This window comes from Streptomyces sp. NPDC059499 (assembly GCF_042749285.1).
Classification (GTDB): Bacteria; Actinomycetota; Actinomycetes; order Streptomycetales; family Streptomycetaceae; genus Streptomyces.
The window spans coordinates 515,267-539,825 of record NZ_JBHYTT010000002.1; the positions used below are offsets into that span (position 1 = coordinate 515,267).

At 68.2% G+C, this 24,559-nt stretch carries 27 protein-coding genes; 12 read left to right on the forward strand and 15 right to left on the reverse strand.

Annotation, left to right across the window (positions count from 1 at the left end; genetic code table 11):
• The first annotated feature begins 105 nt into the window (after nt 1–105).
• On the forward strand, nt 106–1,608 hold the full coding sequence (locus ACFW9O_RS07720) for a glycosyltransferase family 87 protein (RefSeq protein WP_384606235.1): 1,503 nt from the start codon (nt 106–108) through the stop codon (nt 1,606–1,608).
• A gap of 42 nt (nt 1,609–1,650) precedes the next feature.
• Here ACFW9O_RS07720 and ACFW9O_RS07725 read toward each other — a convergent pair whose 3' ends face one another.
• From ACFW9O_RS07725 to ACFW9O_RS07735, 3 genes are all read right to left on the reverse strand, one after another.
• Nucleotides 1,651–2,682 carry an alanine racemase gene (locus ACFW9O_RS07725; protein ID WP_351173561.1) on the reverse strand — a complete coding sequence of 344 codons (1,032 nt, stop codon included), beginning with the start codon at nt 2,680–2,682 and terminating at the stop codon, nt 1,651–1,653.
• Between the two features lie 76 nt (nt 2,683–2,758).
• The gene (locus ACFW9O_RS07730) at nt 2,759–3,877 is read right to left on the reverse strand and encodes a peptidoglycan bridge formation glycyltransferase FemA/FemB family protein (protein ID WP_351173558.1); all 1,119 of its coding nucleotides are present in this window, start codon (nt 3,875–3,877) and stop codon (nt 2,759–2,761) included.
• Nucleotides 3,878–4,005: 128 nt separating this feature from the next.
• Nucleotides 4,006–4,326 (reverse strand): hypothetical protein, encoded by a 321-nt coding sequence (locus ACFW9O_RS07735; protein WP_384606238.1) that lies wholly within the window; start codon nt 4,324–4,326, stop codon nt 4,006–4,008.
• A gap of 284 nt (nt 4,327–4,610) precedes the next feature.
• Here ACFW9O_RS07735 and rpsF point away from each other — a divergent pair, with 284 nt between their 5' ends.
• The 4 genes from rpsF (at nt 4,611) to rplI (ending at nt 6,350) form a co-directional block, all read left to right on the forward strand.
• The gene (gene rpsF, locus ACFW9O_RS07740) at nt 4,611–4,901 is read left to right on the forward strand and encodes a 30S ribosomal protein S6 (protein WP_006604399.1); all 291 of its coding nucleotides are present in this window, start codon (nt 4,611–4,613) and stop codon (nt 4,899–4,901) included.
• Between the two features lie 74 nt (nt 4,902–4,975).
• Nucleotides 4,976–5,605 (forward strand): single-stranded DNA-binding protein, encoded by a 630-nt coding sequence (locus tag ACFW9O_RS07745; protein WP_384606241.1) that lies wholly within the window; start codon nt 4,976–4,978, stop codon nt 5,603–5,605.
• A 43-nt stretch (nt 5,606–5,648) separates the two neighbouring features.
• On the forward strand, nt 5,649–5,885 hold the full coding sequence (rpsR, locus tag ACFW9O_RS07750; RefSeq protein ID WP_003967857.1) for a 30S ribosomal protein S18: 237 nt from the start codon (nt 5,649–5,651) through the stop codon (nt 5,883–5,885).
• 18 nt (nt 5,886–5,903) lie between these two features.
• A complete protein-coding gene (gene rplI, locus ACFW9O_RS07755; protein ID WP_329209068.1) occupies nt 5,904–6,350 on the forward strand; it encodes a 50S ribosomal protein L9 in 447 nt (148 codons plus the stop codon).
• A 147-nt stretch (nt 6,351–6,497) separates the two neighbouring features.
• Here rplI and ACFW9O_RS07760 read toward each other — a convergent pair whose 3' ends face one another.
• Nucleotides 6,498–7,835, reverse strand: coding sequence for an MATE family efflux transporter (locus ACFW9O_RS07760; RefSeq protein WP_384606244.1), 1,338 nt, complete (start codon nt 7,833–7,835; stop codon nt 6,498–6,500).
• Nucleotides 7,836–8,293: 458 nt separating this feature from the next.
• On the opposite strand from ACFW9O_RS07760, the gene dnaB reads away from it, so the two are divergent.
• On the forward strand, nt 8,294–9,769 hold the full coding sequence (gene dnaB / locus ACFW9O_RS07765; protein WP_329209064.1) for a replicative DNA helicase: 1,476 nt from the start codon (nt 8,294–8,296) through the stop codon (nt 9,767–9,769).
• A 294-nt stretch (nt 9,770–10,063) separates the two neighbouring features.
• Here dnaB and ACFW9O_RS07770 read toward each other — a convergent pair whose 3' ends face one another.
• Both ACFW9O_RS07770 and ACFW9O_RS07775 read right to left on the reverse strand, forming a co-directional pair.
• The gene (locus ACFW9O_RS07770; RefSeq protein WP_384606248.1) at nt 10,064–11,209 is read right to left on the reverse strand and encodes an RNA polymerase sigma factor; all 1,146 of its coding nucleotides are present in this window, start codon (nt 11,207–11,209) and stop codon (nt 10,064–10,066) included.
• The gene (locus tag ACFW9O_RS07775; protein ID WP_384606630.1) at nt 11,206–11,613 is read right to left on the reverse strand and encodes a YciI family protein; all 408 of its coding nucleotides are present in this window, start codon (nt 11,611–11,613) and stop codon (nt 11,206–11,208) included. The genes ACFW9O_RS07770 and ACFW9O_RS07775 overlap by 4 nt, the downstream gene beginning before the upstream one ends.
• A gap of 622 nt (nt 11,614–12,235) precedes the next feature.
• Here ACFW9O_RS07775 and ACFW9O_RS07780 point away from each other — a divergent pair.
• Complete coding sequence (locus tag ACFW9O_RS07780) at nt 12,236–13,336, forward strand: NADAR family protein (RefSeq protein ID WP_384606250.1); 1,101 nt, start codon at nt 12,236–12,238, stop codon at nt 13,334–13,336.
• Nucleotides 13,337–13,360: 24 nt separating this feature from the next.
• Here the strand turns inward: ACFW9O_RS07780 and ACFW9O_RS07785 are convergent, their stop codons facing one another.
• On the reverse strand, nt 13,361–13,942 hold the full coding sequence (locus ACFW9O_RS07785; RefSeq protein WP_384606253.1) for a TetR/AcrR family transcriptional regulator: 582 nt from the start codon (nt 13,940–13,942) through the stop codon (nt 13,361–13,363).
• 149 nt (nt 13,943–14,091) lie between these two features.
• On the opposite strand from ACFW9O_RS07785, the gene ACFW9O_RS07790 reads away from it, so the two are divergent.
• Nucleotides 14,092–14,676, forward strand: coding sequence for a dihydrofolate reductase family protein (locus ACFW9O_RS07790; RefSeq protein WP_384606256.1), 585 nt, complete (start codon nt 14,092–14,094; stop codon nt 14,674–14,676).
• Between the two features lie 98 nt (nt 14,677–14,774).
• Complete coding sequence (locus ACFW9O_RS07795) at nt 14,775–16,154, forward strand: serine hydrolase domain-containing protein (RefSeq protein ID WP_384606259.1); 1,380 nt, start codon at nt 14,775–14,777, stop codon at nt 16,152–16,154.
• Between the two features lie 51 nt (nt 16,155–16,205).
• Here ACFW9O_RS07795 and ACFW9O_RS07800 read toward each other — a convergent pair whose 3' ends face one another.
• Genes ACFW9O_RS07800 through ACFW9O_RS07810 form a run of 3 tightly spaced genes read right to left on the reverse strand, consistent with a single transcriptional unit; the run spans nt 16,206 to nt 18,336 of the window.
• The gene (locus ACFW9O_RS07800) at nt 16,206–17,369 is read right to left on the reverse strand and encodes a winged helix DNA-binding domain-containing protein (RefSeq protein WP_384606261.1); all 1,164 of its coding nucleotides are present in this window, start codon (nt 17,367–17,369) and stop codon (nt 16,206–16,208) included.
• Between the two features lie 28 nt (nt 17,370–17,397).
• Nucleotides 17,398–17,850 (reverse strand): GNAT family N-acetyltransferase, encoded by a 453-nt coding sequence (locus ACFW9O_RS07805; RefSeq protein WP_351173520.1) that lies wholly within the window; start codon nt 17,848–17,850, stop codon nt 17,398–17,400.
• Nucleotides 17,851–17,877: 27 nt separating this feature from the next.
• Nucleotides 17,878–18,336, reverse strand: coding sequence for a MarR family transcriptional regulator (locus tag ACFW9O_RS07810; protein ID WP_351173517.1), 459 nt, complete (start codon nt 18,334–18,336; stop codon nt 17,878–17,880).
• Between the two features lie 139 nt (nt 18,337–18,475).
• Between ACFW9O_RS07810 and ACFW9O_RS07815 the strand changes: the two genes are divergently transcribed.
• Both ACFW9O_RS07815 and ACFW9O_RS07820 read left to right on the forward strand, forming a co-directional pair.
• Nucleotides 18,476–19,687, forward strand: coding sequence for an MFS transporter (locus ACFW9O_RS07815; RefSeq protein ID WP_384606265.1), 1,212 nt, complete (start codon nt 18,476–18,478; stop codon nt 19,685–19,687).
• Nucleotides 19,688–19,771: 84 nt separating this feature from the next.
• Nucleotides 19,772–20,206: a heme-binding protein gene (locus tag ACFW9O_RS07820; RefSeq protein WP_384606268.1), complete on the forward strand. Its 435-nt coding sequence runs from the start codon at nt 19,772–19,774 to the stop codon at nt 20,204–20,206.
• Between the two features lie 80 nt (nt 20,207–20,286).
• Here the strand turns inward: ACFW9O_RS07820 and ACFW9O_RS07825 are convergent, their stop codons facing one another.
• From ACFW9O_RS07825 to ACFW9O_RS07845, 5 genes are all read right to left on the reverse strand, one after another.
• The gene (locus ACFW9O_RS07825) at nt 20,287–20,772 is read right to left on the reverse strand and encodes a DUF2269 domain-containing protein (protein ID WP_384606270.1); all 486 of its coding nucleotides are present in this window, start codon (nt 20,770–20,772) and stop codon (nt 20,287–20,289) included.
• A 108-nt stretch (nt 20,773–20,880) separates the two neighbouring features.
• On the reverse strand, nt 20,881–21,360 hold the full coding sequence (locus tag ACFW9O_RS07830; RefSeq protein WP_351173505.1) for an NUDIX hydrolase: 480 nt from the start codon (nt 21,358–21,360) through the stop codon (nt 20,881–20,883).
• 52 nt (nt 21,361–21,412) lie between these two features.
• Nucleotides 21,413–22,309 carry a LysR family transcriptional regulator gene (locus ACFW9O_RS07835; protein ID WP_384606632.1) on the reverse strand — a complete coding sequence of 299 codons (897 nt, stop codon included), beginning with the start codon at nt 22,307–22,309 and terminating at the stop codon, nt 21,413–21,415.
• 283 nt (nt 22,310–22,592) lie between these two features.
• Entirely contained in the window at nt 22,593–23,717 is a 1,125-nt protein-coding gene (locus ACFW9O_RS07840) for a cystathionine gamma-lyase (protein ID WP_384606274.1), read from the reverse strand.
• A gap of 66 nt (nt 23,718–23,783) precedes the next feature.
• Nucleotides 23,784–24,161 (reverse strand): phage holin family protein, encoded by a 378-nt coding sequence (locus ACFW9O_RS07845; protein WP_351173499.1) that lies wholly within the window; start codon nt 24,159–24,161, stop codon nt 23,784–23,786.
• A 78-nt stretch (nt 24,162–24,239) separates the two neighbouring features.
• Between ACFW9O_RS07845 and ACFW9O_RS07850 the strand changes: the two genes are divergently transcribed.
• Nucleotides 24,240–24,557, forward strand: a complete 318-nt coding sequence (locus ACFW9O_RS07850; protein ID WP_351173496.1) for a cupin domain-containing protein — start codon at nt 24,240–24,242, stop codon at nt 24,555–24,557.
• Nucleotides 24,558–24,559 lie beyond the last annotated feature (2 nt).

Sequence of the window (24,559 nt, forward strand, 5' to 3'; positions counted from 1 at the left end):
CAAGCGTGACGAGGGCCGCCCGCACCTGCCAGGTGCCGGCGGCCCTCTCCGCGTCCCGGGGGCGGCAGACCCCCGCCCACAGCGCCGTACGGCAGGATGTGCGGCATGCCAAGCGCAGAAGACACGAGCGTGCACCAGGAGCGGCCCGTCGTCCGGCCCACGCAACAGGACGAGATCGCCGCGGCGGGCAGCGAGCTGATCGGTGGACCGGTGGGCCGCTGGGCACGGCTCGGTGCCGGGCCGCTCACACCGGTCCGCGTCATCGTGCTCGTGGCGATCGGGATGTTCGCGCTCGGCATGGTGCAGAAGCTGCCCTGCTACGACTGGGCCTGGTTCCGCGGAACCAGCTCGCAGTACACGCACGCGTGCTACTCCGACATCCCGCATCTCTACCTCGGACGCGGCTTCGCCGAGGGCCTCGTGCCGTACTTCGACCGGCTCAGCGGCGACATGGAGTACCTCGAGTACCCCGTCCTCACGGGCCTGTTCATGCAGGTCGCGTCCTGGCTGACGCTGACGCCCGCCGGTGATCCCGTGCAGGAGCGCGAGCAGATGTACTGGATGGTCAACGCGGGCATGCTGATGATCTGCGCCGTGATCATCGCCGTGTGCGTCGCGCGGACGCACCGGCGCCGCCCGTGGGACGGCCTGCTGGTCGCCCTCGCACCGGCACTCGCCCTCACCGCGACGATCAACTGGGATCTGCTCGCCGTGGCACTGACGGCCGCCGCGATGCTCATGTGGTCCCGTGGACGGGCGCTCGCCTTCGGCATCCTCATCGGCCTGGCGACAGCCGCCAAGCTCTACCCCGTGCTGCTTCTGGGGCCGCTCCTCGTGCTGTGCTGGCGGGCCGGGAAGTGGCGCGAGTTCGGGTCGGCGATGTTCGGCGCGGCGGCGGCCTGGCTGCTGGTGAACCTGCCCGTCATGGCGTACGCCCCCGAGGGGTGGAAGAAGTTCTACACGTTCAGTCAGGAACGGCAGATCGACTACGGCTCGTTCTGGCTGATCATCACCCAGCGCACCGGCAGGCCCATCGACGTGGATACCGTGAACACGGCTTCGGTGCTGCTGATGATCGTGCTGTGCGCGGGGATCGCGGGACTGGCGCTGACCGCCCGGCGCAGGCCCCGGTTCGCGCAGCTGGCGTTCCTCGTGGTCGCCGCCTTCATCCTGACGAACAAGGTCTACTCACCGCAGTACGTACTGTGGCTGATCCCGCTGGCTGTGCTGGCCAGGCCGCGCTGGCGGGACTTCCTCGTCTGGCAGGCGTGCGAGGTCATGTACTTCCTGGGGATCTGGCTGTACCTCGCGTACACGACGAGCGGCGACAAGCACCAGGGGCTTCCGCAGGAGGGCTATCAGGTCGCGATCGCCCTGCATCTCCTCGGGACGCTGTACCTGTGCGCCGTCGTGGTTCGCGACATCCTCCTGCCGGAGCGCGACACCGTGCGGCGCGACGGATCGGACGACCCGTCGGGCGGGGTGCTTGACAGGGCTCCGGACGCGGTCGCGTTCGGGCAGGCGGTGCACCATCACGGCCGGCACGCGGCTCCCGCGGTCGAAGGACCGCGGGTGGAGTGGGGCACGACGGACGGAGCGGCCGACTGAGGGCCTGCCGGACCCCGCGTGGCCTGGGTCCGGGCGAGGGGCCTAGCGGTCCACGAGGCGGTCGAACTGGGTGGTCGTGTGGCGCAGGTGGGCCACCAGTTCGTCACCGACCCTCGGCTCCTCGGCGTCCGAAGGCACGAACAGGATGGACACCTGCATGTGCGGCGGTTCGGCGAACCAGCGCTGCTTGCCGGCCCACACGAACGGCGACAGATTGCGGTTGACCGTGGCCAGCCCGGCCCGGGCGACACCCTTCGCGCGCGGCATCACACCGTGCAGGGCCTTGGGAGCCTCCAGACCGACGCCGTGGGACGTACCCCCGGCAACGACCACCAGCCAGCCGTCCGAGGCGGCCTTCTGCTGGCGGTAGCCGAACCGGTCCCCCTTGACGACGCGCGTGACGTCGAGCACGGCGCCGCGGTACTCCGTCGCCTCGTGGTCACCGAGCCAGAGGCGCGTGCCGATGCGTGCGCGGAAGCGGGTCTGCGGGAACTGCTGCTGCAGCCGCGCCAGTTCCTCGGCCCGCAGGTGGCTGACGAACATGGTGTGCAGAGGCAGTCGGGCCGCGCGCAGGCGGTCCATCCAGCCGATGACCTCCTCGACCGCGTCCGAACCGTCCGTGCGGTCCAGCGGAAGGTGCAGGGCGAAGCCTTCGAGACGTACGTCCTCGATGGCCGCGTGCAGCTGCCCCAGTTCCTCCTCCTTCACGCCGTGGCGCTTCATCGAGCTCATGCACTCGATCACGACCCGCGCGCCGACCAGGGCGTGCACACCGTCCACCGACGAGACCGAACGGATGACGCGGTCGGGCAGCGGTACGGGCTCCTCGCCCCGCCTGAAGGGCGTGAGGACGAGCAGGTCGCCGCTGAACCAGTCCTTGATACGGGCGGCTTCGTACGTGGTTCCGACAGCGAGCGTGTCGGAACCGAAACGGATCGCCTCGTCGGCGAGCCGCTCGTGGCCGAAGCCGTAGCCATTGCCCTTGCAGACAGGAACGAGACCCGGGAACTGGTCGAGCACGGACTTCTGGTGCGCCCGCCAGCGCGCGGTGTCGACGTAGAGGGAGAGCGCCATGGCCGGCCCGGAACCTTTCTGGTGGCTGCGGTGTATCAGAGGTATGCGGAGCTTAGTGAAGTGCCTTCGGGCGGTGTCAGCGGCGCGACATGTACATATCGAGCGCCTTGTGCAGCAGCTTGTTGAGGGGGAAGTCCCACTCGCCGACGTACTCGACGGCCTCCCCGCCGGTGCCCACCTTGAACTGGATGAGGCCGAAGAGGTGGTCGGTCTCGTCCAGCGAGTCGCTGATGCCGCGCAGGTCGTACACGGTCGCGCCCATCGCGTAGGAGTCGCGGAGCATCCGCCACTGCATCGCGTTCGAGGGCCTGACCTCACGGCCGATGTTGTCGGACGCGCCGTAGGAGTACCAGACGTGCCCGCCCACCACGAGCATCGTGGCGGCGGAGAGGTTGACCCCGTTGTGCCGGGCGAAGTACAGCCGCATGCGGTTCGGGTCCTCGGAGTTGAGTACCGTCCACATGCGCTGGAAGTACGACAGGGGGCGCGGCCGGAAGTGGTCACGCACTGCCGTGATCTCGTACAGCCTCTGCCACTCGGCGAGGTCCTCGTAGCCGCCCTGGACGACTTCGACACCTGCCTTGTCGGCCTTTTTGATGTTGCGCCGCCAGAGCTGGTTGAAGCCCTTGAGGACATCTTCCAGGGAGCGGTTGGCCAGCGGTACCTGGAAGACGTAGCGGGGCTGGACATCACCGAAGCCGGCGCCGCCGTCCTCGGCCTGCTGCCAGCCCATCTTGCGCAGACGGTCCGAGACCTCGAAGGCACGGGACTCGATGTGGGTGGCCTCGACGTCGCGCAGGCGCTTCACATCCGGATCCTGGATGCCGGACTTGATGGCCGCAGAGTCCCAGCGCCGGATGACGACGGGCGGGCCCATCTTCACGGAGAAGGCGCCCTGCTGCTTCAGATGGGCGAGCATCGGCTGGAGCCAGTCGTCCAGGTTCGGGGCGTACCAGTTGATGACCGGGCCCTCGGGAAGGTAGGCCAGATAGCGCTTGATCTTGGGCAGCTGGCGGTACAGCACCAGGCCGGCGCCGACCATCTCGCCGTTCTTGTCGAACCATCCCAGGTTCTCCGAGCGCCATTCGGTTTTCACATCCGCCCACGCCGGGACCTGGCAGTGACTGGCCGAAGGCAGGTTCTGGACGTACGCCAGATGCTGCTCTCGGCTGATGGTCCTCAGGGTCAGGCTCATGCGGGGCGCTCCTCGGCAGGTGTGTCCCCATCGGTCAGGGGCTCCGGCTCTCGCGCCGAAGCCTACTGTGACCGAGGAGTGCCCCGTCTGGAGCCCGGGCGCCCGGGAATGGCGCCCGGGGGGCACCCTCAGCTGATCACGCCGCCGAAGAGGCCGCCATGGGCCATGCCGAGGAAGAACCCGATCGCGGATGCGCCCAGACCCAGGATCAACGGGAACCGCTCACGCGTGGTCACCGAGACGTACTGTCCGTATGCGCCGGTCAGGATTCCGATCAGCCCGGCCCACGAGCTGATCAGATGCAGGTTGTGGAACATCGCCGTCACGAAGGCGAGAGCGCCGAGGACCAGAGTCACCGCCACCAGGGTGTCCTGGAGGGGATGAGGTCTGCCGTCCGTGGCGAAGAGGGAAACGGGCGGGCGGGGACGGGGTCGCACTGTCTGTGCCATGGAGAACCTCCTGGCCGGAAGGCGGTGCACTGTAGCGCCGCTCACAACCGATGTGTACAGATTGCGTCTCCTCGGCACCGGATTTCAACCGGAAGCCTGTCTGCGGGTACTCTGTACGGTCTGCACCGGTGTCTGCCCTGAGCCAGCACAGCAGCCCCCTCGGATTTCGACGATGGGCGTTGTCAGTGGCGGCTGTTTTACTCGGAGACACTGTTGCTTACGCATCACGACCCTCCTGCCACGGAACGACCGTGGCCGCTGAGTCCAAAGGAGGTGGGTTCCACATGCGTCACTACGAGGTGATGGTCATCCTCGACCCCGATCTCGAGGAGCGAGCAGTCTCCCCGTTGATCGAGAACTTCCTCTCCGTTGTCCGTGAGGGCAACGGAAAGGTTGAGAAGGTCGACACCTGGGGCCGTCGTCGTCTCTCTTACGAGATCAAGAAGAAGCCTGAGGGCATCTACTCGGTCATCGACCTGCAGGCCGAGCCCGCAGTCGTCAAGGAGCTCGACCGACAGATGAACCTGAACGAGTCGGTCCTCCGGACCAAGGTCCTCCGTCCCGAGACCCACTGAGCTTCTAGCTCAGTGGTCATCGGGTTCGAGTAGCAGCAAGCAGCCAGAAGCAATCCCCGCCGAGAGGTTCACCCATGGCAGGCGAGACCGTCATCACGGTCGTCGGCAATCTCGTCGACGACCCCGAGCTGCGCTTCACCCCGTCCGGTGCGGCGGTCGCGAAGTTCCGTGTCGCGTCCACTCCCCGCATCTTCGACCGGCAGACCAATGAGTGGAAGGACGGCGAAGGCCTGTTCCTCACCTGCTCGGTCTGGCGTCAGGCGGCGGAGAACGTCGCGGAGTCGCTCCAGCGAGGCATGCGCGTCGTCGTGCAGGGCCGGTTGAAGCAGCGGTCCTACGAGGACCGTGAGGGCGTCAAGCGCACGGTCTACGAGCTGGACGTCGAGGAAGTCGGCCCCAGTCTCAAGAACGCCACGGCCAAGGTCACCAAGACCACTGGTCGCGGTGGTCAGGGCGGTGGCCAGGGTGGATACGGCGGCGGTGGCCAGCAGGGCGGCGGCAACTGGGGCGGCGGTTCCGGTGGCGGCGGCCAGCAGGGCGGCGGCGGTGCTCCCGCCGACGACCCGTGGGCCACCAGCGCGCCGGCCGGCGGCCAGTCGGCCGGGGGCCAGCAGGGCGGCGGGGGTGGCTGGGGCGGAAGCTCCGGCGGCTCCAGCGGCTCCGGTGGTTCCGGCGGCGGCTACTCGGACGAGCCTCCCTTCTAGGGCTGCTCGTACCCCCACTTCTTGATCACACAGGAGAAACACAATGGCGAAGCCGCCTGTGCGCAAGCCTAAGAAGAAGGTCTGCGCATTCTGCAAGGACAAGACCCAGTACGTGGACTACAAGGACACGAACATGCTGCGGAAGTTCATTTCCGACCGTGGCAAGATCCGTGCCCGCCGCGTCACCGGCAACTGCACTCAGCACCAGCGTGACGTCGCCACGGCAGTCAAGAACAGCCGTGAGATGGCGCTGCTGCCCTACACGTCCACCGCGCGATAAGGGAAGGGTGACCGAATCATGAAGATCATCCTCACCCACGAGGTCACTGGCCTCGGTGCTGCCGGTGACGTCGTGGACGTCAAGGACGGGTACGCCCGTAACTACCTGGTTCCGCGGGGCTTTGCCATCCGCTGGACCAAGGGTGGCGAGAAGGACGTGGCGCAGATCCGCCGCGCCCGCAAGATCCACGAGATCTCGACGATCGAGCAGGCCAACGAGATCAAGGCCAAGCTCGAGGCCGTGAAGGTCCGTCTGGCTGTTCGCTCCGGCGACGCCGGCCGTCTCTTCGGCTCCGTCACCCCGGCCGACATCGCCACGGCGATCAAGTCTGCCGGTGGTCCGGACGTCGACAAGCGTCGCGTCGAGCTCGGCTCGCCGATCAAGACGCTCGGCGGATACCAGGTATCCGTCCGTCTGCACCCCGAGGTTGCCGCGAAGCTCGGTATCGAGGTCGTTGCTGCCTAAGGGCACAGCTCAGCTGAGCTAGGTGAAGGGCCGCACCCTGAGGGTGCGGCCCTTCGTCGTTTCACGTGAAACAGCAAGGGTTGGCCGTCGACCAAACCGGGCGGAGCAAGGCTGTCTCCGCTTCCTGTGCCTCAGGTTCGGTCCAGCTCAGCGAGTGGCGCCGGTAACGATCCACCGGCCCGAGCGGGTCCGGATCCAGAGTGTCACCAGCCGGACCGTCATCATCAGCGTCATCGCCCACCAGAGAGCTGTGAGGCCTCCGCCGAAGGTGGGGACCAGGAGGGCGACCGGAGCGAAGACGGCCAGGGTGAGGAGCATGGCCCAGGCCAGATAGCGGCCGTCGCCCGCCCCCATCAGCACTCCGTCCAGGACGAAGACCACGCCGGCGATCGGCTGGGAGACCGCCAGGACCAGCAGGGCGGGCAGCAGGGTGTCCTGCACGGACTCGTCACCGGTGAAGAGCGGGATGAACAGGGGGCGTGCCAGCACGATCAGTGCCCCCAGGACCAGCCCGGACGCGATACCCCACTGGACCATTCGACGGCAGGCCTCCCGTGCGCCCTTGGCATCGTTCGCTCCCAGGTAGCGGCCGATGATCGCCTGGCCCGCGATGGCGATGGCGTCGAGCGCAAAGGCCGTGAGGCTCCAGAGCGAGAGGATGATCTGGTGCGCGGCGATGTCCGTGTCGCCCAGCCGGGCGGCGACAGCAGTAGCGATCATCAGGACCGACCGCAGGGAGAGCGTACGGACCAGCAGGGGGACACCCGCCTGTGCGCTGGCCCGGATGCCCGCGGAGTCGGGGCGCAGGGAGGCGCCGATCCGACGGGCCCCGCGCACCACGACGATCAGATAGGCGAGAGCCATCCCCACCTGGGCGATCACAGTTCCCCAGGCGGAGCCGGCGATCCCTAGGCCCGCACCGTAGACCAGAACCACGTTGAGTACGCCGTTGGCGGTGAACCCGCCGATGGCGACGTAGAGCGGCGTGCGAGTGTCCTGCAAGCCGCGTAGGACGCCGGTCGCGGCGAGCACGACGAGCATGGCCGGAATCCCGAGGCTGGAGATCCGCAGATACGTGGTGGCGTGAGGAGCGGCGGTGTCAGATGCTCCGAAAGCCTCGACCAACCAGGGGGCCGAGGGGAGGGTGACGGCGACGACGACGGCGCCGAGCAGCAGGGCGAGCCAGATGCCGTCCATGCCCTGGCGGATCGCGGAGGGCAGATCTCCCGCGCCGACCCGGCGGGCGACCGCCGCGGTGGTGGCGTACGCGAGGAAGACGAAGATACTCACGGCCGTCGTCAGCAGGGCTGCGGCGACCCCCAGGCCGGCCAGCTGGGAGGTGCCGAGGTGACCGACGACGGCGCTGTCGACGATGACGAAGAGCGGCTCGGCAACGAGCGCGCCGAAGGCCGGAACGGCCAGTGCGATGATCTCGCGGTCGTGCCGGCGGCGACTGGATCGGCGGGTCGTGGGGGCCTGGGTCATGGGGGCTAATCTAATCTTCCACAGGTAAGAGATGCAATGCGATAGAGGTCCTTACTTTTGATCGAGTTCGGGGTTCCCTGGTGCGTGGTTTGCAGTGATCTTGCGCTGAGAAGAAAAGTTTTTCTCCCCCACAGCCGGTGGATGGAGAAAGTGCAGGTCAGGGTCGCCCTGGTGGTGTCGGTATGAGTTTGTCCACAGTGCTGTCCCCCGCTCCGTGCACAGGTTCCGTGGAGTTCTCCACAGCATCTGGTCCGTCGTCCACATGCCCTGTGGATAACCAGATTGGCTGACGGTGCGGACCGGCCTACCGTTGGGCGGCGCCCGCACTCCGTTCCGGCTTGGAAGTCCGCAGAACTTGACGCGCCGGAACCGGAGTCGGGCGTCTTGTTTGTCGGTGCCGTGCCGTAAGAAAGAGTGGCAGGGCTAGGTCCGCGAAGCGGACGGGAGGAGGTGGCCCGGTGAGCATTCCCGAGCCTTTGGACGATCCCTGGGCCGACGTCGGTCCCAGTGACCGTCTGCCCGTTTCCCGTCAGCGCCGCGGTGAGGGCAAGGGGCGGGACGAGCAGCACGACCGGGGGCGCGAGAGCGGCTGGGACGGTGGCTCGTCCGGGTTCGAGCGTGTGCCTCCGCAGGACCTCGACGCGGAGCAGTCCGTGCTCGGCGGCATGCTGCTGTCCAAGGACGCCATCGCCGACGTCGTGGAGATCATCAAGGGCCACGACTTCTACCGTCCGGCCCACGAGACCGTCTACACGGCGATCCTCGACCTCTATGCCAAGGGCGAGCCGGCCGACCCGATCACCGTGGCGGCCGAGCTGGTCAAGCGCGGCGAGATCACCAAGGTCGGCGGAGCCCCGTATCTGCACACGCTGGTCCAGTCCGTGCCGACGGCCGCCAACGCCTCGTACTACGCGGAGATCGTCCACGAGCGGGCCGTGCTCCGGCGTCTCGTCGAGGCGGGCACGAAGATCACGCAGATGGGATACGCCGCCGACGGAGACGTCGACGAGATCGTCAACTCCGCCCAGGCCGAGATCTACGCCGTCACCGAGCAGCGCACCAGTGAGGACTACCTGCCGCTCGGCGACATCATGGAGGGTGCCCTCGACGAGATCGAGGCGATCGGGTCACGCAGCGGCGAGATGACCGGTGTGCCGACCGGATTCACCGATCTGGACTCCCTGACGAACGGCCTGCACCCGGGCCAGATGATCGTCATCGCGGCGCGCCCCGCCATGGGAAAGTCCACGCTTGCCCTGGACTTCGCCCGCGCTTGCTCGATCAAGAGCAATCTGCCGAGCGTGATCTTCTCCCTGGAAATGGGGCGCAACGAGATCGCGATGCGCCTGCTGTCCGCCGAGGCGCGGGTGGCGCTCCATCACATGCGCTCCGGCACGATGACCGACGAGGACTGGACGAGGCTGGCCCGGCGGATGCCGGACGTTTCGGCAGCCCCGCTCTACATCGACGATTCGCCGAACCTCTCGATGATGGAGATCCGGGCGAAATGCCGTCGTCTGAAGCAGCGGAACGGTCTCAAGCTCGTCGTCATCGACTACCTGCAGCTGATGCAGTCCGGCGGTGCCAAGCGTGCCGAGAGCCGTCAGCAGGAGGTCTCGGACATGTCCCGAAACCTCAAGCTCCTCGCCAAGGAGCTGGAGCTTCCGGTCATCGCGCTCTCCCAGCTGAACCGTGGCCCCGAGCAGCGTACGGACAAGAAGCCGATGGTCTCCGACCTGCGTGAGTCCGGTTCCATCGAGCAGGACGCCGACATGGTGATCCTGCTGCACCGCGAGGACGCGTACGAGAAGGAGTCGCCCCGTGCGGGCGAGGCGGACCTGATCGTGGCCAAGCACCGTAACGGCCCGACGGCGACGATCACCGTGGCCTTCCAGGGCCACTACTCGCGTTTTGTGGACATGGCGCAGACCTGAGTCACCCTTGGGCGGGGACTCGGATTTCGTGTCCTGATCGCTCGTCGCGTTACTGCCGGCTTGATGAGGTCCCGTGCCGGATGCCGTGACCTCAGCGGTTCGTCGAAGCGTCCACCGCCGTTTGGCTGCTGGGCACTTCGACGTGCTCGTACGGCCGTTTGCCTGGGGTGTGGCGTGGAGCTCCCGCGTGCGGTCCGGGCGTCGGCCTGGACCGCGGCAACGGCGGAAGAAGTCGCAGGTCGCAGCGTCGTCCTTTGTGCCGAGCCCGAGATCCGGCACCTCCGCAGGTCTCGATCACCTGCGCAGTCGGGAGTTGAGCCGTGCGGCCTGTCGAGTGAGGTGGTCGCGTTCGGGGAGGCTGGGCGCCGATCGGGCGGCTTCGGCGTAGAGCCGTGCTGCGGTCACCGGGTCACCGTCACGCTCGTGCAGGTACGCCACGACGGCGGTGTAACGGGGCAGGGAGGGGGCGAGACCCGCCAGGGCTGCCAGGCCGGCACGCGGGCCGTCGGCCTCTCCGACCGCGACAGCGCGGTTGAGGCGGGCCACCGGGCTGTCGGTGAGGCGCACCAGTTCGTCGTACCACTCGACGATCTGCACCCAGTCGGTCTCCTCGGTGGTCCGGGCGTCGGCGTGGAGGGCGGCGACGGCGGCCTGGGCCTGGAACTCGCCCAGGCGGTCGCGGGCGAGGGCCGTCTGGAGCACGTCGACGCCCTCGGCGATCAAGCGGGTGTCCCACAGGCTGCGGTCCTGCTCGGCAAGGGGCACGAGCCGGCCGTCGGGGCCGGTCCGTGCCGGGCGCCGTGCGTGGTGGAGCAGCATGAGCGCGAGCAGGCCCGCGACCTCCTCATGGCTGGTTCCGGCCGCGAGTCGGCGCGTGAGCCGGATCGCTTCGGCGGCGAGGTCGACGTCGCCGGAATAGCCCTCGTTGAAGACCAGGTAGAGGACGCGCAGCACCGTGGCGACGTCACCGGGCCGGTCGAAGCGGACGCCGGAGACGGTCCGCTTGGCCCTGCTGATCCGCTGGGCCATGGTCGCCTCCGGCACGAGGTAGGCCTGCGCGATCTGGCGCGTGGTCAGACCGCCGACCGCCCGCAGCGTGAGCGCGACGGCCGAGGCCGGTGTCAGGGACGGGTGCGCGCACAGGAAGTACAGCTGGAGAGGGTCGTCCACCGTCTCGCTCGGGCCGGGCACCGGCTCGCGTTCGACCCGTACTTCGCGTTGCCGTCGGGAGGCATCGGAGCGTGCGGCGTCGAGGAACTTGCGCCAGGCCACGGTGACCAGCCAGCCCTTGGGGTCCCGCGGCGGGTTGTCCGGCCACACGCGGACGGCCTCGACCAGGGCGTCCTGCACGGCGTCCTCGGCCGCCGCGAAGTCGGCTCCGCGGCGGACGAGAACACCGATCACCGGGGGCACAAGCTCCCGGAGCAGCGACTCGTTCACTCGGTGGTCGCGGGCAGCTCGGCGTAGAACGGGCGCAACTCGAGCCACTCGTGGATCGGCTTCCCACCCGCACCCGGCGCCGCGGACAACTCTCCGGCCAGCTCGACCGCCCGCTCGTAGGTCTCGACGTCGATCACCATCCAGCCGGCGATCAGGTCCTTGGTCTCCGCGAACGGTCCGTCGGTGACCGGGGGCCGCCCCTCGCCGTCGGAGCGGACGAACGTGCCCTCCGGGGAGAGCGCCTGGGCGTCGACGAACTCGCCGGTGCCTTCGAGCCGAGCGGCGAAATCACGCATGTACTGGATGTGGGCCGTTACCTCCTCCGGCTCCCACTGGTCCATCGGCACGTCGTTGACCGCTGCCGGCGCGCCCCGGTAGTGCTTGAGCAGCAGGTACTTGGCCATCATGTTCTCCTCGGTGACGTACGGCCCATCGTGGCCGTGTTCGCTCCAGGGACGGAGCCGTGTACGGGTTCTCGACATCCCACGACGAAATTTCCTCGCGGATTTCGGATGCGGACGCCGACTCGTAGAGCGAACGCACCTCGGCCTCCCAGCCGGCCCGCTGCTCGGGCGTCATCCGGTAGGTGCCGCTCGCCTCGAGACGCTCGTCCGGGATGCCATTGACGACATCCAGCTCTGCCCGGCCCGGGACGAGCGAGATCCAGTTCCTGACTGATCGGCCGGTTCGGAGCCTCGGCGATCTCGTTCGGTTGCGCGGCTGCCCCTCCCGATGTCGTCCTTTCGGTCCACCCAGCGTCCCATCGGGCCTGCGCGCTCGACGGTGGCGACTCACGACTCGTTCCGGGAAGAAACCCGTGGCTCCCGACGGACTGTTCGAGTAGCCGCCGAAAGACGGCGTGCCCCGACCGGCGCGGAGGAGGCCGAACTGGGCGACCTGGCCGTGAGGCTCCCGCTCGTCCTGGGGTGATCGTCAGTCCTGAGAGGGCCGGTCGTTTGCGGGGCCGTGGTCTCTCTCGAACGGTAACGTGCACGCATGACATGGCGGGGGCCGACGTATCGGACAGTGGACGGCGAGAGAATCGAAGGGGTCTGGTGCCACGTCTGGCTGCGGAGCCACTGGAACGACCAGTACTTCCTGGACGATCTGCTCGTCTACGCGGACGGGGCAGTCAGGTGCGAGAGGCTGACCGACCTGCGCGGCCTGGAGAAGCTGCTGGCATCGGGTCGGATCGCGGTCACGGAGCCCGGGTCTGCGAAGCTTCCTGACGAGCGGTCGAAGTGGGTTTCCCGAAACAGCGAGCCGGTGACCCCGGAGGGATTCCTCCTCGAAGTAGCCGACAAGGTCGAAGCGCTCAACGAACGGCCTACGGCCAGACAGCGTTGCTGGGATGCGATCGGCCGTTTCCAGCAGGACCCGAGTGAGTCCAACCGCGCCCTGCTCCGAGAGGCGTACCTGGCGGTTCCACCCCACCTCCGTATCTACGTCCTCGGTGACATGGACCGTCAGGACCGTCCCCTGCGGATCCTGTTGACCGACGTGGGTGCCGCTGTCGAGGGGGGCGGTCCAGTGGTGACCTCGGAGATGCATGCGGAGGTCCTCGACTACTTCAACCAGGGTGAGGAGGGGCTCGCGCGGGAGGAGGAGCATCGTGCTGTCCAGCATGCTGACGATCCGGTCATGGCCGGCGAGGCTGCCATCACTTCGGAGGAATCCATCTTTCCGCGGGGCTGGCCGGAAGCACTCGGACTGTTCGTGCTGCGCAACGAGTTCCCGGCGCCGGTGGTCTTCGCCGGGGAGACCTACCCTTCCGTACTCCACGGCTACTGGGCCCTGTCAGCTGCCGAAGCTTCCGAGCACGATCAGATCCGCGATGCGCCGAGCGGGCGGGAGGCGCAGGAAAGGGGAGGCCGGGCAGAGCGCAGAGCGGACTGGCCCGGGATTCGACTCGCCGTCATGGGCGGTTTGATGGAAGCGAAATTCACCCAGCATCCTGACCTCGCCGAGATCCTCCTCTCCACCGGGGACAGCGTGATCAGCTACACAGGCCACTCGGACTCCCCCTTCTGGCGTGACGCCCGCGACGGCCGGGGGCGCAACTGGGTGGGCCGCCTGCTCGAGCTGATCCGTTCCGGGCTCGTCGCCCGACAGGCGCTGCTGAGCTGAAGGACGGCGTCGCTGCGGAACTGTTCAGGCGTGCTGATCGGGCACGACGCTGGTGACCACGAGGTCCACCAGGCGGTCGAGCGTCGTGTCGGAGAGCATGTCGGGCAGGGTGAGGTGCTCCAGCAGAAGGCCTGTCATGGCCAGGTGGAGCGCGAGGAAGGTATCGGCATCGCCCGGCAGTTCCGCGTCCTGGTAGAGGCTACGGCTCCGGTCGAACTCGGCGCGTACGGTCTCGGTCAGGCGGGCCCGCAGCGCCGGGCGGCGTGTGGCTTCCAGACGGAGCTCGAGCATGGCCAGATAGCCGGTGCGGTCATCGGTCATGCGCTGGACCAGCCAGCGCATGAGTGACGTGACCAGCTCGCGTGAGGGCTCAGGACGCATCGCGTGCTCGACCTTGGCCGTGTCCGGTGTCATGCGGTGGTTGATGCGGGAGCCCGCCTGCATGAACAGGTCGTCCCGGCTCGCGAAGTAGTTCGACGACGTGCCGACGGGAACACCCGCGCGGGCATCCACCGCACGGAAGGTGAGTCCGCGGGCTCCTTCGTGGGCCAGCACGTCGATGGCTGCGTCGACGAGCGCCGTTCTGCGCTCCGGATTCCTGGCCATGAGTCATCTCTCCCTTCGCCTGCCTCGGAAAGAGGCTTGCACTACCACTACATGTGAAGCACTCTAGTTGAAGTGGTTGCGCTGCGGGCGGTCGCCGCCGCAGCCGCTTCGCTCTCAGGACCAACAGGCTTGTACAGAACGGGGATCAGATGCGAAAGCTCACTTACTTCGTAGCGTGCTCGATCGATGGATTCATCGGCGATCCGAACGGCGACGCGACATCGATGGTGGCCTTCGTCAGTGAGGAGTTCCTCGGATTTCTCACGTCCGAGTATCCGGAGACGATCTCGGCGCAGGGGCGTGAGGCGCTGGGGTTCAAGGATGCCAAGAACCAGCAATTCGACACCGTGGTCCTGGGGCGGGGCAGTTACCAGCTGGCGGTGGACGCCGGGATCACCAGCCCGTACTCCCATCTGCGGGAGTTGGTTGCCTCCAGGACTCTGCGGGAGTCCCCCGATCCGAATGTGGAGCTCGTGGCCGACGACCTGGTCGGGCGGATCAGGGAACTCAAGGCTGAGGACAGCGAACTGGGCATCTGGCTCTGCGGGGGATCCAGCCTTGCCGGCGAGCTGGTTGATGAGGTCGACGAACTCGTCATCAAGACCTATCCGCAGGTGTACGGGTCCGGAATGCCGATGTTCGGATCGGACTTCGCGACTGCGGACTTCACCCTGGAGGGCGTGCGCACCTTCGAAAACGGGTCGCTGGTGAGGACGTACAGCCGCAAGCGCTGACGCGCCGGTGCGCCCCGGTGCCGTGTGCGCCGGGGTTGCGTCGGCTGTCCAGCGATAAGAATTCGCCCGGCGGCTGCCGTGCAGGTAGTCCTTGTGCCATGACCTCATCCGAAGCGTTGCTTCCCAGTACCCGGCGTGCGCTGCTCCACCGCATTGCCACCGCGCAGTCCGAAGGGCGTACCCCCTCACTCGTCGCCGCAGTTCTGCGGGACGGGCAGATCGCCTGGAGCGGTTCGCGCACGTGTGTCGACGGGCATGCCCCCGATGCCGATACACAGTTCAGGATCGGCTCCATCACCAAGACGTTCACCGCTGTGCTGGTGCTACGCCTGCGTGACGAGGGCCTGCTCGATCTGGACGACCCGCTGGAGAAGCACCTCCCGGGTACAGCAGCGGGGAGGGCGACGATTTTTCAACTGCTGGGCCACAGCGCAGGTCTGGCCGCGGAAACGCCCGCACCTTGGTGGGAGCGGACGCCGGGGACTGTCAGGCCCGAGCTCGCCGATGTTCTGGGCGAGCGGCCGCAGTTGCACCCGGCCGGGCACAGCCACCACTATTCCAACCCCGGTTACACGCTGCTCGGTTCACTCATCGAGGCGCTGCGTGGTGCTCCCTGGGCCGAGGTACTGCACCGCGAGATCCTGGAACCGCTGGGGATGGACCGTACGACTCCGCAGCCGCAGGCCCCGCATGCGGGAGGCTGGGCGGTCCACCCGTGGGCGGATGTCATGCTGCCCGAGCCGGCCGAAGACCTCGGCCTGATGGCGCCGGCCGGTCAGCTCTGGTCGACCACCACCGATCTTCTCCGGTTCGCGTCCTTCCTGGCGCGGGGAGACGACCGCGTCCTCCGTACCTCGTCCGTCGAGGAGATGCGCACGCCCTCGGCGCCGTCCGAAGCGGGCGACTGGGCCGGCACGTACGGTCTCGGCCTGCAGGCCGTACGACGGGAGGACCGGACGCTCCTCGGTCATTCGGGTTCGCTTCCGGGCTTTCTTGCCGCCCTGTGGTTCAGCGTCGAGGACGATGTGGCCGCCGTTGTGCTCACCAATGCCACCTCGGGCCCGCTCACGGGCACGGTCGCCGCGGACCTGGTGCAGATCGTCGCCGAAGCGGAGCCGAGGATCCCGGAGCCCTGGCGTCCACTGCCCGACGTCGACGAGGAGCTCCTGGCTCTCGTCGGCCCCTGGTACTGGGGCACCCATGCCTACGTCCTGAAGCTGGCTGCGGAGCGCGACCTGGAGCTTCAGCCGTTGCGCGGTGCCGGTCGCAGTGCCCGGTTCCGCGCATGTCCGGACGGCACGTGGACCGGCCTCAACGGCTACTACGCGGGGGAGACGCTTCGAGTCGTGCGCGCCGATGACGGCACCGTGGATCATCTCGACCTCGGATCGTTCGCCTTCACACGGGAGCCCTACGACAAGGGGGCGGCGGTGCCCGGTGGGGTGGCCGAGGGTGGCTGGCGGGGACTTGCCCTCTGAGCTCCGGAGCCGGCGTTTCACGTGAAACGCCGAATGGGGAAGACAGACGGTTCAGGCTGACAGTTCGCGCTCCAGCGGGGTACGGAAGCGCGGTGTGATCCGAGCATCGCCCACCCAGGCCGACAGCCGGGATGCCTCTGCCTCGATGAGGCCCGAGGCGTCCCGGCCGACGTCGGACAGCAGCCGCCACACCGGCTCGCCGTCCGCTCGCTGAGCCCAGCCGCCCACGATTTCGCCGTTCCACCACACGGTGGGTCCGACGTTGCCCGCCCGGTCGAAGAGTGCCGCACGGTGGCCGGCCGCCAGGTGGAAGCTGCGATCGGACCAGCCCATGGCGCTCGGGTCGAGGCTGGGCAGCAGTGCCGCCCAGGGCTCCAGTGGCTGTTCCGGAGCCACGTCGCCCGGCGCGACCCAGCCGGAGGCCCCGTTGTCGAGGAGCACTTCCTCCGCGTCGGCGGCGGCCAGCGCCTTGCGCGTCTCACGGAGGCCCCAGCCTGTCCACCACTTCAGGTCGGCTTCGGTCGCGGGACCGTACGCGCGGAGCCAGCGCCGGGCCACCTCCGCCTGTGCCTCCGCGATCGCAGACGTGGGCCAGGGAGCAGCGGGCGTCCAGCGGAACTGGCTGGAGGTCCAGGAACCACGGGGGCGGCCCCGGCGGATGCGTCCGTCGGCGGCGAGGACGCGGATGACTCGGGAGGCGACTCCCTGCACCGCCTCCTGCTTCGTGCCCGGGAAGACAGTGATCTTGGTACGCAGGGCCGGTACGGCGGCGGAGAGCTCGCTCCCCGAGGCGTGGCCGCGCGCCGTCAGAACGGCCAGCGTCTCCTGCTCGGTGGCGGAGAGCCAGGCCTCGTCCAGCCCGTTGCCGTCCTCTCGGAGGCGTTTGAGCAGGGTGCGGCGCTCCTTGGCCGCCACGGCCCGCGCATTGGACGCGTCGATGGCAGGCGCGACGTTCGTCGACATCGCGAACAGGGTGTTCCGCAGGGAGAGCAGTCGCACCAGGGAGACGTCCTCGTAGAGTGCGCGCTCCACTGTCTCTACGCTCGCGTCGGACAGCCGGGCGCACGCGGAGAGGAAGACCGTGGCGGCGTCGGTGGCGTGCAGGGCTACGACGGCGTCGGCAGCCGCCACGACGGAGTCGGCCCGCACGGACGGGGCCAGCAGATGCCTTCTGCCGAGCCTGATCCGACGCTGGCTGTCATCGATGCGATGCATGGCTCCCCTGAGGTGAAGTCGATTCGGTTCAGAGGGCGAGCTTGAAGCCCACATGGCTCGCGGTGAAGCCGAGCCGCTCGTAGAAGCGATGGGCGTCAGCACGGGAGGCATCGGAGGTCAGCTGCACCACCTGGCACTTCTGGCGCCGGGATTCATCGACCGCCCACTGGATCAGCTGGGTACCGAGACCGCTGCCGCGCTCATCGGCGTGGATGCGGACGCCTTCGATGATCGAGCGGGTCGAACCACGCCGCGACAGCCCGGGGACCACGGTGAGTTGCAGCGTCCCCACGACGCGCTCCTCGCGCACGGCGACGACGAGACGCTGATGGGGGTCGTCGGCCAGTCGCCGGAATGCGGAGTCGTACGGGGCGAGGTCGTCCGGTGACTCGCGCTGCGCGCCGAGCGGGTCGTCGGCGAGCATGGCCACGATGGCCGGGATGTCGGTGAGGACAGCAGGACGTATTGCGATATCGCTCATGATCGGCAGACTACGCAACTCACCCGGTCAGGCGGGGACCTTGAGGGCTTCGACGGTCCTGACCAGCGGGGCGAGCTCCGGGTTCTTCGCAGCCTCGTCCAGGGCGGCACGCAGCGCCGTGTCGTTGGTCGGCCGGGCCTCGTCGAGCAGCGCCAGGCCGGCTTCGGTGACATCGGTGTAGATGCCTCGCCGGTCCGTGTCGCAGAGGTAGCGGGTCAGCAGACCGCGGTCCTCGAGCCGGGTGACCAGCCGGGTGGTGGCGCTCTGGCTCAGCACGACGGCGTCGGACACCTGCTTCATCTGAAGATGGCCGCCCGTGCCGCTGTGCTGGCGGCTCAGGACGTCGAGCAGCGAGTACTCACGCACGCTGAGACCGTGGCGGGACTGCAGGGCCCGCTCGATGTGGGCCTCGATCTTGCCGTGGAGCAGCGAGAGGGCGCACCAGCCCTGGGAGAGGGCGGTCAGTGCGGGATCTGTCGCGGTCATGTGTCTCTCCTCCGTGCGGAGCTGCGTGCATCCCAGGATAGGGCACATACGCAATAGCCCGCGTTTGCAATTAACCCGCGCTTGCAATTATTGTGGACGCTCGTAAGGCGCAGACGCAATCTTCAGGGAAGGTGAACCCATGCCGCTCGCGCTCCTCGCCCTCGCCATTGGGGCATTCGGTATCGGAACCACCGAGTTCGTGATCATGGGGTTGCTCCCCGATGTTGCGGCGGACTTCCAGGTCTCGATCCCCACCGCAGGCTTTCTGGTCACGGGCTACGCCCTGGGAGTGGTCCTCGGCGCTCCGCTGATGACGGTGCTGGGCACCAGGGTCACCCGCAAACGCATGTTGATGCTCCTGATGGGGCTGTTCGTCGTGGGCAACGTGGTGTCCGCACTCGCCCCCGTCTTCGGGGTGATGCTCGCCGGACGAGTCATCGCCTCGCTCGCCCACGGAGCCTTCTTCGGTATCGGATCGGTCGTCGCCGCCGACCTGGTCGCTCCGGAGAAGAAGGCCGGCGCCATCGCCATGATGTTCACCGGGCTCACCGTCGCCAACGTCGTCGGGGTCCCCCTGGGCACCTACATCGGCCAGAGTGTCGGCTGGCGGACCACGTTCTTCCTCGTTGCCGGACTCGGTGTCCTCGGCCTTCTCGGCGTGGCGAAGCTCGTGCCCGAGCAGCCCAGGCCCGAGGGCGTCAGGATCCGCCACGAGCTGGCCGCCTTCCGCAATGTGCAGGTGCTGCTCGCCATGGCGATGACGGTTCTGGGCTTCGGCGGTGTCTTCGCGGCGATCACCTACATCACCCCGATGATGACCGAGATCGCCGGCTACTCGCCGTCCTCCGTCACCTGGCTGCTGGTCCTGTTCGGACTCGGCATGGTCGGCGGCAATCTGCTCGGCGGCAAGTTCGCCGACCGCCACCTGATGCCACTGCTGTACGTATCACTCGGCGCTCTCGCCCTGGTCCTGGCACTGTTCACGCTGACCGCCCACGACAAGACGGCTGCCGCCGTCACGATCGTCCTCATCGGAGGGCTGGGCTTCGCGACCGTGCCGCCGCTCCAGAAGCGCGTTCTCGATCAGGCCGCGGGTGCTCCCACCCTCGCCTCCGCCGTGAACATCGGGGCCTTCAACCTCGGGAACGCGCTGTCGGCGTGGCTCGGAGGGATGGTCATCGCTGCCGGGCTCGGATACACCGCACCCAACTGGGTCGGTGCCGTTCTCGCGGCCTCGGCACTGGTCCTCGCCATCGTCTCCGGCGCAATCGAGCGCCGCACGGTCACCCGTAGCGGGCTTGTTGCCGAGCACGCCTCCGAGCCGGTCGCGGTCGCCGTAGGCAGGCACTGACACCCGCTGTCGCCGCCCACCCGGCACTGCAGCCGCTCGCCCCATCCAGAAGTACCCCGCACCCCGCACCAAGGAGTCGTCCCCATGAGCACTGCCACCGTCACCACCACCGCTTTCGCCCCGCTGACCATCCAGGACGCCGAAGCGCTCGTGGACACCGCTCGTCGTGCTGCCGAGGCAGCCGGCGTGAACGTCGCTGTCACCGTCCTGGACGCCGGCGGTCATATGCTGTCCTTCCGCCGCGACGACCGGGCCGTGCTCATCGCCGGAGAGACCAGCACCCGCAAGGCGTACACCGCCCTCCAGCTGAACACCCCCACGGCCGACCTGGTGGACGCCGTCCAGCCCGGCGGTCTCTTCCACACGCTGCCGACCGCCCTCGACCGGCCGCTGCTCTTCATCGCCGGCGGTGTCCCGGTCCATCGCGAGGGTCGGCTCATCGGTGCCGTCGGCGTCGGTGGCGGTGCCCCCGAGCAGGACCACGGGTTTGCGACCGCCGCAGCCGAGTCCCTCGTCTGAGGGTTCCTGACGCCGCGAACACCGGCAACGCTGTCCACCACCCTCGGGGGCCCGCATACCGCGGGCCCCCGAGGTGCGCGTCAGGTCTTCGAGGCACGCAGACGCCGACCTCGCCGGGTCGGTCCCCACGGCTTCAGCACCGAGATCGCGGTGATGAAGAGATAGGTGGCCGTTGCCACCGAGGGCGCGATGACCAGATCGATGTCCGCATCACCCTGGGCGGCGGCCTCATCGATGCCGGGGCGGAGCGAGAAGATCGACAGTCCTGCCGTGACCAGAGTCAGCCAGAACTTCGTCCAGACCCAGCGGTGCCTCGCCAGGCCCCACGGAGTGCCGAGCGACAGCACGAGGCCGCTCAGGAGCGAGAGCAGGGCAACCGGCACGACCAGCCAGTCACCGAAGACCTTCATGGAACGGGTGGCCGCTTCCGTCATCGACGTGTCACCGGTGAGGAACGCGGCGAGGCCGAGGGCCAGCAATCCGACCGTGAGGCCCAGCCAGCTGACGGAAACGGCGACATGGGCGACGAGGAGGGTCCGGCGAACAGGGCGCTTGAGTGGTTTCACGTGAAACACGGTGTCAAGCGTGGAGCGAGCGGTCATCTGACGGCGGGAGTATCCGCATGTACTGGCCTCGGCGTACGGACGGTCGTGGCGCCGGCGTGCCGGAGCCCTTCAGCCCAGGTCGGGCGCATGCATCGCCCGTACGCCCTCGATGTTGCCGTCCAGGTAGTGGCGCAAGGACAGGGGTACCAGGTGTACGGCTGCGATTCCGACCCGGCTGAAGGGCACCCGGACGATTTCGTACTCCCCGCAGGGGTCCTCGATTTCAGGGCCGTGCCGGCGTGACGGATCCATGGATTCCAGTCGGCAGACGAAGAAGTGCTGCACCTTCACACCTTTGACGCCGCCACCCGCGATGTGTTCCACGGTATCGACGAAGCAGGGCACGACATCGACGATCTTGGCGCCGAGCTCTTCGTCGACCTCGCGGTGCAGGGCGTCGATGACGGTGGCGTCCTCGGGCTCGACACCGCCACCGGGCGTGACCCAGTACGGATCCACCCCCGGCTTGGTGCGCTTGATGAGGATGAGGTCATCGCCGTCGAGCAGGACGGCGCGTGCGGTGCGCTTGACCACAGGACGTTCGGTCATGGCAAGAGAGTGGCCCGTGAAACGCGATCTGAAACTCCTACAGGCCGACCGGTCACCAGTCCACGGCTGCACGCACCAGGCATTCGTGCGCCCGCGCAATGTGAGGGAGAGCCAGTGTGCCGGTCCGCACGGCGAGGAAGTACGTCCGCAGCGGCGGTACCGGCGGGTCGAGCAGCGCCACGACTTCGCCCCGCTCCAGTGCGTCTTCGCAGAGATAGCGGGGCAGTACGGCGAGACCGGCGCCCGCGGCCGCACACTGCAGGACCGCGCGGAGATCCGGCGCGATCACCGTGGCGGAAGCGGCGGGTCTGCTGTCGAACACGGCGGCCCAGTACCGGGTGACCAGGGGGAGGCTCTCGTGGACCTCGACCACCGGAAGCTGTTCCAGGACCACCGAGCCCTTGTGCCGCAGTGTTCCGGGCCCCAGCCGCCCGGCCCAGCGCGGCGACGCGACCAGGACGTGCTCCTCGTCGCAGAGGGTCGTCGAGGTGAACAGCCCTCCCCGTGGACGAGCGGTCGTGATGGCCAGGTCATGGTGTCCGGCGGCCAGCCCTTCCAGCGTGTCCTCGGCATTTCCGTTGAACGTGCTGCGCAGCGCGAGACCCTGGGAGATCAGCGGGGTGAGCGCGGGAAGCGCGCGTACGGCGGTGAACTCCGGGGGACCGGCCAGATGGAGGGTGCGCACCCCCGGCTCCTCGTCGAGTCCGGCCCCGGCGATCTCGACCAGGGCGTCAAGATGGGGCGAGGCCCGGTGTGCGAGTTCGTCGCCGATGGTGGTCGGGGTGACGCCGCGGGCCCCTCGCAGAAAGAGCGGGCGGCCCAGCTGGCGTTCCAGCGTGCGTATCTGCGAGGTGACAGCGGGCTGGGACAGCCCGAGCAGCGCGGCGGCCCGGGTGAAGGATCCGGCCCGGTGCACCGTGACGAATGTGCGTAACAGGGCCAGGTCCATGGCTTGCATCTCCACCCTCGCGACGCTCCGGAACGGCACAGTCGGCCCGCACAACTATAAATATGTCGATAGGCAGCTGTCGCTACTGTGATTGGACACTGACGCAGAGTCAATTAGCCTTGTGCAGGCGGTTCTTCGCGCAAGGAACCGGGGTGGTCCGAGCCAAGAGGGGGGAGGCTCGGACCGCCCGTCCCGAGCAGGACCGGCCAGGTGGACGGGGACGCCTGTCCTGGGCCGGTCCTGCCGGACCGCGAAGCGCCTTCGGTCCGTGTCCCGCAGGTGGTCAGCGAGCGGCCTCGTCGAGCGCGCGCTCCACATCGGCCAGGAGGTCGGCAGGGTCCTCGGCCCCGACCGAGAAGCGGATGAAGCCCTCCGGGACGGCGTCGCCACCCCAGCGGGCCCGGCGTTCGGCCGTGGAGCGCACGCCGCCGAAACTCGTCGCGTCGTCGACCAGACGCAGCCCGGCCAGGAAGCGTTCGGCCGTCTCCTTGTCAGCCAGCGTGAACGAGACCACGGAGCCGAAGCGCCGCATCTGCCGCACGGCCTTCGGGTAGGAGGCGTCGGTGGGCAGCCCGGGGTAGCGCAGCCCGGTCACCTCCGCTCGCGCGGCCAGCGCCTCTGCGAGGGCCAGCGCGGTGGTGCACTGCCGGTCGATCCGCAGCTGCAGCGTGGCCAGGGATCGGTGCGCGAGCCAGGCCTCCATGGGGCCGGGAATCGCGCCGACGACCTTGCGCCAGCGCCGTACGCCCGCGGACAGGTGCGGATCCCGGCAGGTCACGTGGCCGAGCAGGATGTCGCCGTGCCCGGTCAGCCCCTTCGTGTCACTGGCGACGGAGAAGTCCGCGCCCAGTTCCAGGGGGCGCTGGCCGAGGGAGGTGGCCAGCGTGTTGTCGACGGCGACCAGAGCACCCGCCGCGTGTGCCGCGGTGACGAGCCGGCGAACGTCGCAGACATCGAGCCCCGGGTTCGACGGGGTCTCGATCCACAGGAGTTTCGCCCCCTCGAGGACCTCGAGCTGGGCGTCGTCCGCAGTCGGCGCGGTCCGTACCTCGACGCCGTACGCCTCCAGCTGCTCCCGTACCAGGGGGAGCGCCTGGTAGCCGTCAGCGGGGAGGACGACGATGTCCCCGGTGCGGGCCTGGGACAGCAGGACGGCTGAGACGGCCGCCATTCCGGAAGCGAAGACAGTGGTCTCGCCCCTCTCCCCCGGTGCTTCCAGCTCGCTGATGGCCCGCTCCAGATGCGTCCACGTCGGGTTCGTCTCGCGGCCGTAGGTGTAGGGGCCGACGGGCTCGCCCGACAGATGGAAGTGGGCGGCGAAGACGGGCCCGGGCAGCGTGGGTTCGTACTGCTCCGGCTCGGGCAGTCCCGCTCGTACGGCGCGTGTCCCGTCGCCCGTGGTGCTCATCTGTTCCCTCGTTTCTCTCCCCGGCGTCACACCGGTCCTGTCCGCACTCTTTCAGGAAGGGGCCGATCAGTCGTTGTCGGGCAGGACGACGTTGAGCGCCCAGGACACGACCGAGATGATGAGGCCGCCGAGGACGGCGGTCCAGAAGCCTTCGACGTGGAAGCTCAGGTCGAAGACACCGGCCAGCCACGAGGTCAGCATCAGCATCAGGGCATTGACCACCAGGGTGATCAGTCCGAGGGTCAGGATGAACAGGGGCACCGTGAGCAGCTGCACCACCGGCTTGACAACGAAGTTGACCAGGCCGAAGAGCAGCGCGACCACTATGAGGGTGAGCACCTCGCGCCCGGTGTCGTCACCGGTGAGCGTGATGTCCTGGAGCAGCCAGATGGCCACGGCCAGTGCACCCGCGTTGGCGATCGTCTTGACTACGAAATTCTTCATGTGTCTGATCGTGGCAGACATGATCGGTGCCGGACACCGGCAGAACAGACGAGAACACATGCAAGGGGCGGACAGGCGATGAAGGCATTCAGACTGGACGAGCTGGAGGCGGAACGGGCCGCCAACGAGGGCGCCTACCTGCAGTTCGTCCGGGAACGCAACATGTCCGTCGGCCTGTACGCACTGGATGCCGGCGAACTCGACCCCCAGAAGCCGCACAATCAGGACGAGGTCTACTTCGTCGTGAGCGGCCGCGCCGCGATCACCGTCGGCATGGAGACCACACAGGTGGGCAGGGGGAGTGTCGTGTACGTCCCCGCCGGGACGGCCCACAAGTTCCATCACATCACCGAGGACCTCAGGGTGATGGTGGTCTTCTCTCCGCCGGAGAGCTGAGC

What these genes read in the sequence shown, in the direction of transcription:
- ACFW9O_RS07720 (WP_384606235.1), top strand. Translation starts at nt 106, where the DNA reads ATGCCAAGCGCAGAAGACACGAGCGTGCACCAGGAGCGGCCCGTCGTC.
- ACFW9O_RS07725 (WP_351173561.1), bottom strand. Translation starts at nt 2,682, where the DNA reads ATGGCGCTCTCCCTCTACGTCGACACCGCGCGCTGGCGGGCGCACCAG.
- ACFW9O_RS07730 (WP_351173558.1), bottom strand. Translation starts at nt 3,877, where the DNA reads ATGAGCCTGACCCTGAGGACCATCAGCCGAGAGCAGCATCTGGCGTAC.
- ACFW9O_RS07735 (WP_384606238.1), bottom strand. Translation starts at nt 4,326, where the DNA reads ATGGCACAGACAGTGCGACCCCGTCCCCGCCCGCCCGTTTCCCTCTTC.
- rpsF (WP_006604399.1), top strand. Translation starts at nt 4,611, where the DNA reads ATGCGTCACTACGAGGTGATGGTCATCCTCGACCCCGATCTCGAGGAG.
- ACFW9O_RS07745 (WP_384606241.1), top strand. Translation starts at nt 4,976, where the DNA reads ATGGCAGGCGAGACCGTCATCACGGTCGTCGGCAATCTCGTCGACGAC.
- rpsR (WP_003967857.1), top strand. Translation starts at nt 5,649, where the DNA reads ATGGCGAAGCCGCCTGTGCGCAAGCCTAAGAAGAAGGTCTGCGCATTC.
- rplI (WP_329209068.1), top strand. Translation starts at nt 5,904, where the DNA reads ATGAAGATCATCCTCACCCACGAGGTCACTGGCCTCGGTGCTGCCGGT.
- ACFW9O_RS07760 (WP_384606244.1), bottom strand. Translation starts at nt 7,835, where the DNA reads ATGACCCAGGCCCCCACGACCCGCCGATCCAGTCGCCGCCGGCACGAC.
- ACFW9O_RS07775 (WP_384606630.1), bottom strand. Translation starts at nt 11,613, where the DNA reads ATGGCCAAGTACCTGCTGCTCAAGCACTACCGGGGCGCGCCGGCAGCG.
- ACFW9O_RS07785 (WP_384606253.1), bottom strand. Translation starts at nt 13,942, where the DNA reads ATGGCCAGGAATCCGGAGCGCAGAACGGCGCTCGTCGACGCAGCCATC.
- ACFW9O_RS07790 (WP_384606256.1), top strand. Translation starts at nt 14,092, where the DNA reads ATGCGAAAGCTCACTTACTTCGTAGCGTGCTCGATCGATGGATTCATC.
- ACFW9O_RS07795 (WP_384606259.1), top strand. Translation starts at nt 14,775, where the DNA reads ATGACCTCATCCGAAGCGTTGCTTCCCAGTACCCGGCGTGCGCTGCTC.
- ACFW9O_RS07800 (WP_384606261.1), bottom strand. Translation starts at nt 17,369, where the DNA reads ATGCATCGCATCGATGACAGCCAGCGTCGGATCAGGCTCGGCAGAAGG.
- ACFW9O_RS07805 (WP_351173520.1), bottom strand. Translation starts at nt 17,850, where the DNA reads ATGAGCGATATCGCAATACGTCCTGCTGTCCTCACCGACATCCCGGCC.
- ACFW9O_RS07810 (WP_351173517.1), bottom strand. Translation starts at nt 18,336, where the DNA reads ATGACCGCGACAGATCCCGCACTGACCGCCCTCTCCCAGGGCTGGTGC.
- ACFW9O_RS07815 (WP_384606265.1), top strand. Translation starts at nt 18,476, where the DNA reads ATGCCGCTCGCGCTCCTCGCCCTCGCCATTGGGGCATTCGGTATCGGA.
- ACFW9O_RS07820 (WP_384606268.1), top strand. Translation starts at nt 19,772, where the DNA reads ATGAGCACTGCCACCGTCACCACCACCGCTTTCGCCCCGCTGACCATC.
- ACFW9O_RS07830 (WP_351173505.1), bottom strand. Translation starts at nt 21,360, where the DNA reads ATGACCGAACGTCCTGTGGTCAAGCGCACCGCACGCGCCGTCCTGCTC.
- ACFW9O_RS07835 (WP_384606632.1), bottom strand. Translation starts at nt 22,309, where the DNA reads ATGGACCTGGCCCTGTTACGCACATTCGTCACGGTGCACCGGGCCGGA.
- ACFW9O_RS07840 (WP_384606274.1), bottom strand. Translation starts at nt 23,717, where the DNA reads ATGAGCACCACGGGCGACGGGACACGCGCCGTACGAGCGGGACTGCCC.
- ACFW9O_RS07845 (WP_351173499.1), bottom strand. Translation starts at nt 24,161, where the DNA reads ATGAAGAATTTCGTAGTCAAGACGATCGCCAACGCGGGTGCACTGGCC.
- ACFW9O_RS07850 (WP_351173496.1), top strand. Translation starts at nt 24,240, where the DNA reads ATGAAGGCATTCAGACTGGACGAGCTGGAGGCGGAACGGGCCGCCAAC.